Source organism: Mesorhizobium sp. Ca11, from assembly GCF_020165275.1.
Classification (GTDB): Bacteria; Pseudomonadota; Alphaproteobacteria; order Rhizobiales; family Rhizobiaceae; genus Mesorhizobium.
On sequence record NZ_JAIUHU010000003.1, the window covers coordinates 329,477 to 341,209 of the forward strand.

An 11,733-nucleotide genomic window follows, 5' to 3' on the forward strand; every position below is an offset into this window, starting at 1 on the left:
TCGCTAGGTTCCGCGGCGCTACCGGAGACTGTTGATGACCGTTGCCAACCCCACCGATGCCAAAGCCGCAAAGGCCGTCGGCCTGCCGCCGGCGCATGCCGCGCCGGTCAGGCCGGGCAAGATCGGCATCATGCTGGTCAATCTCGGCACGCCCGACGGCACAGATTTCAGGCCGATGTGGCGCTACCTGCGCGAATTCCTTTCCGACCCGCGCGTCATCGAGCTCAACAAGGCGATCTGGTATCCGATCCTGTATGGACTGGTGCTGACGACCCGGCCGAAAAAATCCGGCGCCAACTACGCCCGTATCTGGAACCGGGAGATGAACGAGTCGCCGCTGCGCACTTTCACCCGCGCTCAAGGTCAGAAGCTGGCCGCCGCACTTACCGATCTGCCCGATGTGGTGGTCGACTGGGCGATGCGCTACGGCAATCCCTCGACGGCAAGCGTCACTCAGAAGCTGGTCGACCAGGGCTGCGACCGCATCCTCACCTTTCCGCTCTATCCGCAATATTCGGCGACGACGACGGCGACCGCCAACGACCAGCTGTTCCGCGCGCTGATGAAGATCAGGCGCGCGCCGGCGATCCGCAGCGTGCCGCCCTATTATGACGAACCGGTCTATATCGACGCGCTTGCGCGTTCGATCGAGCAGCATCTGGCGACCCTCGATTTCGTGCCGGAGGTGGTGATCGCCTCCTATCACGGCATCCCCAAGCCCTATTCCGACAAGGGCGATCCCTACGGGGCGCATTGCCTGGAGACCACGCGGCTGCTGCGGGCAAGGCTCGGCTGGGACGAGAACAAGCTCATCGCCACCTTCCAGTCGCGTTTCGGCGCGCAGGAATGGCTGCAGCCTTACACCGACGTCACCGTCGAGAAACTGGCCAAGGACGGCGTGAAATCGATCGCCATCGTCAATCCCGGCTTCTCCGTCGACTGCATCGAGACGCTGGACGAGATCGGCCGCGAGGCGGCCGAAACCTTCCATCACGCCGGCGGCGAGAATTTTGCGCACATCCCCTGCCTCAACGACAGCGCCGAGGGCATGGCGGTCATCGAAGCGCTGGCGCGGCGCGAGCTTTCCGGCTGGGTGTGACCGGTTTCACCGACAGGCTCGAAACCGGTGCGCAAAAGCCTTCGCTAACCAATATTCCCGATCACATGATTGTAACGCTGCGGAAACACACTTAAGTGATTCCGTGAGGTCGCCGCCTTTTGAGGGAGAAACGAAATGGGCTTCAGCGGTTTCGATATTGCCATCATTGTTCTTGTCTTCTTGGTCATCATCCTTCTTTTCAAAGGCATCAAGACGGTGCCGCAAGGTTATAATTACACGGTGGAACGCTTCGGCCGGTACACCAAGACGCTGACGCCTGGCCTGAACATCATCAACCCCATCTTCGAGCGCGTCGGCGCCAAAATGAATATGATGGAGCAGGTGCTCGACGTGCCGACGCAGGAGATCATCACCCGCGACAACGCCATCGTCGGTGTCGACGGCATCGCCTTCTACCAAATCCTCAATGCCGCGCAGGCCGCTTATCAGGTGGCCGGGCTGCAGAACGCCATTCTCAACCTGACCATGACCAACATCCGTACCGTCATGGGCTCGATGGACCTCGACGAATTGCTGTCCAACCGCGACGCCATCAACGAGCGCCTGTTGCGCGTCGTCGACGAGGCGGCGCATCCGTGGGGCATCAAGATCACCCGCGTCGAGATCAAGGACATCAATCCGCCGGCCAATCTGATCGAATCTATGGGCCGCCAGATGACGGCCGAGCGCAACAAGCGCGCCCAGATCCTGGCCGCCGAAGGCCTCAAGCAGTCGCAGATCCTCGAGGCCGAGGGCCGCAGGGAAGCAGCCTTCCGCGACGCCGAGGCGCGCGAGCGCTCGGCCGAAGCGGAGGCCAAGGCGACCCAGGTCGTGTCGGAGGCCATCGCCAAGGGCGACGTCCAGGCGCTCAACTACTTCATCGCCCAGAAATACACCGAGGCGCTGACCAGGATCGGCTCGGCCACGAACAGCAAGATCGTGCTGATGCCGCTTGAAGCCTCGTCGCTGATCGGAACGCTCGGCGGTATCGGCGAGATCGCCAAGGAAGTTTTCAGGAGTGAAGGTACGGCCGGCGCGCAGCGGCAGGCCGCACGCCCGCCGCTGGTTCGGCCGAACGAAAACTGAGATCATAGGAGGCTGCTCCCATGTTCGACCGTATCGTTTCCGAGCTCGGCCCGTGGAACTGGATGGTTCTGGGCTTCGTGCTCCTGGCGATGGAGATCGTCGCGCCGGGCGTCTTCATGCTGTGGATCGGCATCGCCGCGCTCATCGTCGGCGCCGTGTCGCTGGCGATATGGGACGCCGCTTTCTGGACCTGGCAGGTGCAGGTGCTGGCGTTCCTGATCCTGTCGCTGATCTCGGCTTTCGTCGGCAAGAAACTGATGGCCGGCCGCCACGACGATGCCGACCAGCCGCTGCTCAACCGCCGCGGCGCGCAGATGGTGGGCAAGCTGGCGACGCTGGCCGAGCCGATCAAGGACGGCCGCGGCCGCATCAAGCTCGGCGACACGCTGTGGCGCGTTTCCGGTCCTGACCTCCCTGCCGGCACGCAAGTGCGCGTTGTCGGCGCCGCCGACACCGACCTGGAACTGACGGTCGAGGCGGCCTGACCCGAGACAGGTATCGGACGGGCTGAGACTAAGGCAATTCCACGAAAGGGCGTGGCTAAGCTGCGCCAATGCGCAGCAGGTCGTGGAAGTGAACCACGCCCACCGGCATTTTGTCTTTGGTCACGACCAGCGCGCCGATATTGTGCTCGTTGAGCATGGCGATCGCCGTGCCCGCCAGCGTCTGCGGATCGATCGTCTTGGGCGTGCGGGTCATGACCTCATCGACGGTCACGTCGGCCAGATTGCGATGCAGATTGCGTGCAACGTCGCCGTCGGTCACGATCCCGACCAGTTTGCCGCTCGTATCGACGATGCAGACGCACCCGACTTTCTTCTGCGACAGCGTCATCACCGCTTCCGGCATCTTGGTGCCGAGCAGGGCGAGCGGCACCTGATCGCCGGTCCGCATGATCTCCGACACCAGGGTCAGATTGGCGCCAAGCTGCCCGCCGGGGTGCAAGGTTCGGAAGTGATCCGGCGTGAAGCCTCGCGCTTCGAGCAGAGCGATGGCCAACGCGTCGCCCAGTACGAGCTGGAGAAGTGTCGATGTCGTCGGAGCCAGCCCGTGCGGACAAGCCTCGGGCACGACCGGCAGCAGCAAAACCACATCGGCCGCACGTGCCAGCGCCGAGCTCTCGCCGGAAGTAATGGCGATCAGCGGGATGGAAAAACGCCTCGAATAGGCGACGATGCCCATCAATTCCTTGCTTTCGCCCGACCACGACATGGCGATGATGGCGTCGTCCTTGGCGATCATGCCGAGATCGCCGTGATTGGCCTCGGCGGGATGGACGAAAAAGGCTGGCGTGCCGGTCGAGGCAAGCGTCGCGGCGATCTTTGCGCCGATATGGCCGCTCTTGCCGACGCCGGTGACGATGACGCGGCCCTCGATCCGCGAGATCAGGTCGATCGCGGCGGCAAAAGGCTCGGTCAGCCCGTTTGCGAGCGCGGCGGCGAGGGCCGCCACGCCGGTCTGCTCCGTCGCCACCGTTCTCAGCGCCGATTCGATCACGGCCTGCCTGTCCGGCTGCTTTCTTTCTGGGGACCCCGCATGCATGGCGCAAGCGATTAGCGCTTTGCCGCGCCCCTGTCCAACGGAATTGCCTTCAACCTCCGATTGGGGGCCCAAAGGCGGCTCTCTCAACCCTCCGTTAACCATCCGCATTTACGGTTCGGTAAGTATGGCGCAACCGCGCCGCGCAAGCAGTGGTGACGATGTCCGGGGGCCAGTCTGAAACGAAAATCGGCCGAAGCGGCCTTGCCCTTGCAGCACTGCTGCTGACGGCAAGCGCGCTAGCCTTGCTGCATCCCGCGCCGGCATTCTCGCAGGAAACCGAGCTGCGCGGCGAGGTCTCCGAGTCGGCCATACTCGCCGACCAGCAGCGCAAGGCCAGGCGGGCGCGGGGATCGCAGGGTCAGACCCCGCCCGCCGCCGCCGTCCAGGACACGGCATCGACGACCTACCAACCATCAAGCCCCGGCGCCGTTCCCGATGATGATCAGACGGCGGGCGCGACGGACAGCATCTTCGATCAGCCGCAGGCAACGGACGATCCATTGGCCGTCACGAAGGCTCCGGTAAAACCCCGCCGACCTTCGATGGCAAAGCAGCGTGCTCAGGACGCCAAGGCCGGCGCCAAGACCGCCGACAAGCAAAAGGCCAAGAAAAAACCCGGCGAAACGACGGACAGCACGACCACCGCCGCGACCGCCGGCACAGGCAACCGGACCGACGCCACCGCCACCGACGACAATGACGGCAGCAACCGCCGTGCCGTCACCATCGACAGCGTCGACAAGCAGAAGCTGGACCCCGGTCAGGAGCGCACCGCCTCCATTGAAGGCCGGAAGGTCAAGCCGGAGGAGGATCCCTTCGCCGCGCCGGGCGTCAAGGTCGGCACCTTTCTCTTCCGGCCGACGCTCGAGCAGGGCTTCACCGCGACCTCCAATGCCGATTCCAGCAGCACCGGCAAATCGGCGGTTCTGTCCGAGACGGCGCTGCGCTTCACTGCGACCTCCGACTGGCGCGAAAATTCGGCTTTGATCACCGGCTACGGCCAGTTCCGCAATACCGTCTCTGGCCAGAAGATCAACGATGCGCAGGGCCGTATCGAGGGCCAGCTCAATGTCGACCTCGACAACGAGCTGCGCGCCATCGCCAAGCTGGGCTACGAGGCCGCGCCAGAATCGGCCTCCTCGCCGGATGCGATCGCCGGTGTCACCCAACAGCCGCTGCGCCAGACCGTCGACGGCAGCCTCGGTCTCGAAAAGAGTGTCGGCAAGATGCGCTACGCGCTGACCGGCGCGGTCTCGCATGATTTCTACGGCGATGCCGAACTCTCCGACGGCATCACCGTTTCGCAGAAGGATCGCGACTCCACGCTCTACACCGCGACCTTGCGCACCGGTTACGAGATTTCGCCGGCGCTGACGCCGTTCACGGAAGTCGAGGCCGGGCGGCGCCTCTATGACCTGCGCGTCGACACCGACGGCTTCGAGCGATCCTCGACCAGGCTTGGCGCGCGCGCCGGGCTCGAGCTCGACATGGGCGAGAAGTTGTCCGGCGAATTTTCTGTCGGCTGGCTGCGCGAGGCGATCGACGACAACCGCCTTCCGGCGGTAGCGGGTCCGAGCATCGATGCCGACCTCAAATGGTCGCCCGAGCGCGGCACCACTATAGGCCTGACCGGCAAGACCAGGGTCGAAACAACCACGACGGCTAATGAGAGCGGCGATATCCTCTACTCCGGCCGTCTGACCGGCGAGCGCCAGATTCGCGCCAATCTGACGGCGAACTCGGCGCTCGGCCTCGACTGGCGCGATTACACCGGCTCCGACGGCCACGATCTGATCCTGAGCGCCGAGGCCGGGCTGACCTGGTGGTTGAACCGCTATGCCGGGGTCACCACCAGGGTAAGGACGGAGAAGCTGACCAGCAATCTGCCTGGCCGAGACTATACGACCAACAGTGTCTATCTCGGCCTGAAGGTCCAGCGCTGAAGGGCAGCAACCGCCAAGCCTATGCCGAGATTCAGGTCAGGCCGAGTCGAGAACGGTGGCTTCCGAGAACCGGAGCGGAGCGTACTCAAAGTACGTGAGCACCGGAAGCGCAGGAAACTGCCGTTCGCAGACCGGCCTCACCTGAATATCGGCATAGGCTAAGACGCGGCGCCGCGCCGCTCTACCGGCCGCACCTCGTCCAGCAGCGTGCGGATGACGCCGGCCATGCTTCCGTTCATGTCGCTACGCCAGAGCGCGAAGGCGACATTGGCCTCGACGAAACCTTCCGGCGAGCCGCAATCGAACGTGCGCCCCTTGTAGTGGTAGCCGTAGAAGGGCTGCTCTTTCTCCAGCTTCAGCATCGCGTCGGTCAGCTGAATCTCGTTGCCGGCGCCACGCTCCTGGCTCTCCAGGATGCCGAAGATTTCCGGCTGCAGGATGTAGCGGCCGTTGATGTAAAGATTGGAGGGCGCGGTCCCCTGTTTCGGCTTCTCCACCATGCCGGTGATGCGGAAGCCGTGATGCGCGTCCTCGCCGCGGCCGACGATGCCGTATTTATGCGCTTCCGCCGGATCGCATTCCTGCACGGCGACGATATTGTTGCCAGTCTCGGCATAGAGTTCGACCATACTCCTCGTGCAGCTCTTTTCCGACTGCATGATCATGTCCGGCAGAAGCAAGGCGAACGGCTCCTCGCCGACCAGCTCGCGGGCGCACCAGACGGCGTGGCCAAGGCCCATCGGCACCTGCTGGCGCGTGAAGCTCGTCTGTCCCGGCGCCGGCTGCAGCCGCTGCAGGCGGGCGAGCTGATCGTCCTTGCCGCGCTGGGCAAGCGTGTCATAGAGCTCGAACTGTACGTCGAAATGGTCCTCGATGACCGCCTTGTTGCGTCCGGTCACGAAAATGAAATGCTCGATGCCGGCCTCGCGTGCCTCATCGACCACATATTGGATGACCGGCCGGTCGACGACGGTGAGCATTTCCTTCGGGATGGCCTTGGTGGCCGGAAGAAACCGCGTGCCGAGGCCGGCGACCGGAAAAACTGCCTTGCGAACGCGCTTCATGCTGACACCCCCTGCGTTTCAGCCAATTATCCGCTCGGCGGCACGCTCCGCAATCCCCAAACATTTCCCGACGGAAATCATTTTCACGCCGGAATGTTGGATTAAGGGCGAGCAGTGAACGTGAGAACTAAAAGCCGCGACACCTCTTTTCGTTCCCCGCGGGACCTATGGTAAACCAAATGCTAACCCGGTTCGGCGTTGAATGATCTTCCTGATGTGACGAAGGAGGAAATGATGTCCGTTCGCAACACCGCGAGGCGCCTGACGGCACTGGCGACGGCCGCCGGCCTCACGCTGGCCTTGCTGATGCCCGCCGGACCCGCTTTCGCCGATGCCGGATTCCGCCAGTGGGTCTCGGATTTCCGCGCAACCGCGGTGGCCGGCGGCGTTTCGGGGGCGGTCTACGATCAGTCCATGAGAGGCATCGAGGCCGACCCGGTCGTGCTGGAAAAGGCCCGTACCCAGCCGGAATTCACCGCGCCCGCCTGGGACTATTTCGACAACCGCGTGCACGACCAGGCAGTCGCCAACGGCCAGGCGATGGCGAAGAAATGGAGGCCGTGGCTCGATCGCATCGAGGCGCGGTTCGGTGTCGACCGCAACATCCTTTTGGCCATCTGGTCGATGGAATCGAACTATGGCGAGACGCTCAAGCGCGACGACATCATGCGCAACGTCGTCCGCTCGCTGGCGACGCTTGCCTATGGCGATCCGAAGCGGTCGAAATATGCCCGCACCCAATTGATCGCGGCCTTGAAGATCCTGCAGACCGGCGACATCGATGAAAGCCATCTGATGGGCTCCTGGGCAGGCGCGATGGGCCAGACCCAATTCATCCCGACCAGCTACCAGCGCTATGCGGTCGACATGGACGGCAATGGGAAGCGCGACATCTGGAGTTCGATCCCCGACGCGCTGGCGACCTCCGCCAATCTGCTCAAGAAGAACGGCTGGCAGGCCGGCAAGACCTGGGGCTATGAGGTCTCCATACCGGCCGGCAAATTGCCCGGCGGCGCAAAGACGATCGCCCAATGGCAGGCGCTCGGCGTCGTCAGGGCCAGCGGCAAGCCGTTCAAGAACCTGACTGACAAGGCGACGTTGAAAGTGCCGGACGGCCGAGGTGGGCCCGCCTTCCTGATGATCAGGAATTTCTCCGTCATCAAGGCCTACAACAACGCCGACAAATACGCTTTGGCCGTAGGCCTTCTGGCCGACGAGATCGCCGGCGGCACCGGCCTGGTGCAGGACTGGCAGCGGCCTTTCACCAAGCTCAGCTTCGAGGAACGGCAGGAACTGCAGAAGCGGCTTTCAGATCACGGCTACTATGACGGCAAGTTCGACGGCAAGATCGGCGATGGCTCGAAAGCCGCCATCATGGCCTACCAGGCCAAGGTCGGCTTGAACCAGGATGGCTATCCGAGCCTGGAAGTGCTCAAATGGCTCCGCAAGCAGTAAAGCCTGGGGAAGCGCCAGTATCCTCTCAAAGACGGCAAGGATGCTGTAGCGCTTCGGCTTGCGCATGACTTTCCCACGTCTTCCGGTCATGCGCCAAGGGATGGAGAGGTGTTTGGTTTCGGTTGCGCGTATCAGGCAGGGCATTCGCCGGGCGCCGATCCTGGTTCTCGCCCTGGCCGTGCTCGTCGTCACTGCCGCGGGCGCTTTCCACGCACCGGCATTCGCGCAGGAGGAAAGCCGCGGCTGGTCGTTGCGTGACCTTCTGTTCCCGCGCCGCAGCGAACGCGTCGAGCCACCGTTCGAAATCCAGAAATCAAGGCCGAAGCCGAAGAAGAAATCCAAGCCGCGCCCGCCGGCCGAGCCGGAAACGCCGATCGTCGAGAAGGCGGACGACGCCCATGTCGTGCTGGTGGTCGGCGATTTTCTGGCGGGCGGGCTGGCCGAGGGCCTGGACACCGCCTTTGCCGACAATCCCGCCGTCAGGATTGTCGCCCGCGCCAACGGGTCGTCGGGCTTCGTTCGCGACGATTTCTATAACTGGCCGGTCGAGATCAAGTCGTTGATCGAGACCGAGAAGCCGTCGGCCGTGATCGTCATGCTGGGCTCCAATGACCGCCAGCAGATGCGGGTCGGCGAGGTGCGCGAGCAGCCGCGCTCGGAGAACTGGACCAAGGAATACGAGCGCCGCGCCGATGCGCTCGGCAAGGCCATCCAGGACACCAAGGTGCCGTTCCTGTGGGTCGGCATGCCGGCTTTCGGTGTGTCGAAGATGAACTCGGACATGCTCGCCTTCAACGACATCTACCATTCGGTCGCCGAAAAGCATGGCGGCGAATTCGTCGACGTCTGGGACGGCTTCGTCGACGAGAACGGCGCTTTCGTCACCTCCGGCCCGGACATCAACGGTCAGCCTGTTCGCCTGCGTTCCGATGATGGCATCAACGTCACCAAGGCCGGCAAGCGCAAGCTCGCCTTCTATACGGAAAAGCCGCTGGCGAAGATCCTGGGCTTGGCGGCGCCGGGAAGCGTCACGACCGTGTCGGCGCCGGCCGGCGCTCCGGTCGAGGCGCCGAAACCGGCAGCGGCGCCCGTCATCGTCGACCGCACCGCGCCGATGCTTCTCGGCGACCCGGCGCTCGACGGCGGCACCGAGCTGCTCGGCGCCGCGCAGCCGGCCAGGGCCGATCCGAACCTGCCCGGCGAAAGACTGATCGTCGAAGGCAAGGCGCCCGCCGCCTCGCCCGGCCGCGCCGACGATTTTTCCTGGCCGCCGAAGACGCAGCCGGCGACAGCAGCCGTCGAGCCGGACTCCACGCCCGCCAGCCCTTAATCGACGTCCATCGGATTCGTCGGGATATCCGTTAAGGAGATCACCCTTAGATCGTCTGCGCGAAAGCGATTTCACGCCAGGCCGAACAATGGCATTGTTCTATTCGGCTGGGATTACAGGGGGCGAACATGTCGGCGACGGGCTATGCCTTGCTTGGGTTCGTAGCTTGGACCCTCCTCCTGCTTGTATGGATGGAGATCCTGCGCACCCATCTTGTGGTGAGTGGGCGCATCCCGGCAAATGGCTTCACGCCGGATAACGCAGGTCTTTCGCCCTTTTTGCAGCGGCTTGCGCGAGCCCACGCAAATTGCATTGAGGGACTCCCGATATTCGGGGGCCTCATGGGCGTTGCCATGATGACTTCTCGGACGGGGATCACCGACCCCCTTGCATACTGGTTTATTGCCGCGCGGCTAATCCAGTCGTCCATTCATCTGGCGTCGACAAGTCCAAACGCGGTCAAGGCTCGATTTTCCGCGTTCGCGGTCCAGATGGCCATCGGCCTCTACTGGGCGGTAAAGCTGCTGGCCGGTTAGGCGCTTCAAGAAGCTTACGGCTCAGTGAGTGCTTTGAAGCCTTACCGCGGCAGCACCGTCGATCCCATCAGCGCCTCGTCGATCGAGCGCGCCGCCTGGCGGCCCTCACGGATGGCCCACACCACCAGCGACTGGCCGCGGCGCACGTCGCCCGCCGCATAGAGCTTGTCGACGCTGGTCCTGTAATCGCGATCGTTGGCCTCGACATTGTTCGAGCGGCGGCTGTCGGTGACGACTTTGATCTTGCCGTGGAGCTCCTTCATCAGGCTGTCGCCCGCCGGACCGGCGAAGCCGATGGCGATGAAGGCGAGATCGGCGCGGATGACGAACTCGCTGCCGGCGATCGGCTTGCGCTTGTCGTCGACCTCGCAGCAGCGAACACCGGTCAGCTGGCCTTCCTCGCCGATGAACTCGAGCGTCGCCACCTGGAATTCGCGCTCGGCGCCCTCGGCCTGCGAGGAGGACGTGCGCATTTTCGTCGCCCAGTAGGGCCAGACGGCAAGCTTGTCTTCCTTCTCCGGCGGCTGGGGACGGATGTCGAGCTGCGTCACGCGCACCGCGCCCTGGCGGAAGGCGGTGCCGATGCAGTCGGACGCGGTGTCGCCGCCGCCGACCACCACGACATGCTGGCCACCGGCAATGATCGGGTGCGAGGGCCAGGCCACCGACTGGATCGGCTCGCCGCCGACGCGGCGGTTCTGCTGCACCAGATAGGGCATGGCGTCATAGACGCCGCTGAGATCGCTGCCCGGAATGCCGGCCGGACGCGGCGTCTCCGAACCGCCGCAATAGAGCACGGCGTCGAATTCCCCGAGCAGATCGGCCGCTTTGATGTCGACGCCGACATTGACGCCGCAATGGAAGGTCACCCCCTCGCCCTGCATCTGCTCGATGCGCCGGTCGATATAGTGCTTCTCGATCTTGAAGTCCGGTATGCCGTAACGCATCAGCCCGCCGGGGCGGCTCTCGCGCTCATAGACATGCACGTCATGCCCGGCGCGGCCGAGTTGCTGCGCCGCCGCCATGCCGGCCGGGCCGGAGCCGATGACGGCAACCCGCTTGCCGGTCTTCTTCTCCGGCGGATAGGGCCGGATGTGGCCGGTCTCATATGCCTTGTCGGCGATCGCCTGCTCGACCGTCTTGATGGCGACCGGAATGTCCTCGAGATTCAGCGTGCAGGCTTCCTCGCAGGGCGCAGGGCAGATGCGGCCGGTGAACTCCGGGAAATTGTTGGTCGAGTGCAGGTTGCGGATCGCGCTGTCCCAGTCGCCATTGTAGACGAGGTCGTTCCAGTCCGGGATCTGATTATGGATCGGGCAGCCGGTCGGCCCGTGGCAGAACGGAATGCCGCAATCCATGCAACGCGCGGCCTGTTTCTCGACCTCCTTGTCCGACATCGGCAGCGTGAATTCGCGGAAATGCCGAATGCGGTCGGAGGCCGGCTGATACTTGTGCACCTGCCGGTCGATCTCGAGAAAGCCTGTTACCTTGCCCATAGTCCAGTCCCTGCTGTCCGAAGGCACGCTTTTGTCGCGCACCCGTTAACCCCATAAGGCTGCCGTGGCAACCGCACCTGTTGGAGCATGACCTTCGCCGAAAACCGGTTCCCACTTGTCGGGATCATGCTCTGGAGGTCAGGATTGTTGGTGAGGAGGCCGGCCGGAAAGTCATCTTCCGG

Annotated in this window: 10 protein-coding genes; 7 read left to right on the forward strand and 3 right to left on the reverse strand. The window is 63.9% G+C overall.

Annotation, left to right across the window (positions count from 1 at the left end):
- Nucleotides 1-34: 34 nt before the first annotated feature.
- The 3 genes from hemH to LB538_RS07965 all read left to right on the forward strand — a co-directional run bounded on the left by hemH (nucleotide 35) and on the right by LB538_RS07965 (nucleotide 2,670).
- Entirely contained in the window at nucleotides 35-1,099 is a 1,065-nt protein-coding gene (gene hemH, locus LB538_RS07955; RefSeq protein WP_224524208.1) for a ferrochelatase, read from the forward strand.
- Between the two features lie 135 nt (nucleotides 1,100-1,234).
- Entirely contained in the window at nucleotides 1,235-2,185 is a 951-nt protein-coding gene (locus tag LB538_RS07960) for an SPFH domain-containing protein (protein WP_140541853.1), read from the forward strand.
- Between the two features lie 20 nt (nucleotides 2,186-2,205).
- On the forward strand, nucleotides 2,206-2,670 hold the full coding sequence (locus LB538_RS07965) for an NfeD family protein (RefSeq protein WP_224524205.1): 465 nt from the start codon (nucleotides 2,206-2,208) through the stop codon (nucleotides 2,668-2,670).
- A gap of 55 nt (nucleotides 2,671-2,725) precedes the next feature.
- Here the strand turns inward: LB538_RS07965 and LB538_RS07970 are convergent, their stop codons facing one another.
- Nucleotides 2,726-3,727 carry an SIS domain-containing protein gene (locus LB538_RS07970; protein WP_224524194.1) on the reverse strand — a complete coding sequence of 334 codons (1,002 nt, stop codon included), beginning with the start codon at nucleotides 3,725-3,727 and terminating at the stop codon, nucleotides 2,726-2,728.
- A 158-nt stretch (nucleotides 3,728-3,885) separates the two neighbouring features.
- On the opposite strand from LB538_RS07970, the gene LB538_RS07975 reads away from it, so the two are divergent.
- Nucleotides 3,886-5,670, forward strand: coding sequence for an outer membrane beta-barrel protein (locus LB538_RS07975; protein WP_224524192.1), 1,785 nt, complete (start codon nucleotides 3,886-3,888; stop codon nucleotides 5,668-5,670).
- A gap of 158 nt (nucleotides 5,671-5,828) precedes the next feature.
- On the opposite strand, the gene galU is transcribed toward LB538_RS07975, so the two are convergent.
- Entirely contained in the window at nucleotides 5,829-6,734 is a 906-nt protein-coding gene (gene galU, locus LB538_RS07980) for a UTP--glucose-1-phosphate uridylyltransferase GalU (RefSeq protein WP_140842140.1), read from the reverse strand.
- Between the two features lie 234 nt (nucleotides 6,735-6,968).
- Here galU and LB538_RS07985 point away from each other — a divergent pair, with 234 nt between their 5' ends.
- From LB538_RS07985 to LB538_RS07995, 3 genes are all read left to right on the forward strand, one after another.
- Nucleotides 6,969-8,189, forward strand: coding sequence for a lytic murein transglycosylase (locus tag LB538_RS07985; RefSeq protein WP_224524190.1), 1,221 nt, complete (start codon nucleotides 6,969-6,971; stop codon nucleotides 8,187-8,189).
- A 112-nt stretch (nucleotides 8,190-8,301) separates the two neighbouring features.
- A complete protein-coding gene (locus tag LB538_RS07990) occupies nucleotides 8,302-9,519 on the forward strand; it encodes a DUF459 domain-containing protein (RefSeq protein WP_224524188.1) in 1,218 nt (405 codons plus the stop codon).
- Nucleotides 9,520-9,647: 128 nt separating this feature from the next.
- Nucleotides 9,648-10,055, forward strand: a complete 408-nt coding sequence (locus LB538_RS07995; protein WP_224524186.1) for an MAPEG family protein — start codon at nucleotides 9,648-9,650, stop codon at nucleotides 10,053-10,055.
- 41 nt (nucleotides 10,056-10,096) lie between these two features.
- On the opposite strand, the gene LB538_RS08000 is transcribed toward LB538_RS07995, so the two are convergent.
- Entirely contained in the window at nucleotides 10,097-11,551 is a 1,455-nt protein-coding gene (locus LB538_RS08000) for a glutamate synthase subunit beta (RefSeq protein WP_224524185.1), read from the reverse strand.
- Between the last annotated feature and the right edge of the window lie 182 nt (nucleotides 11,552-11,733).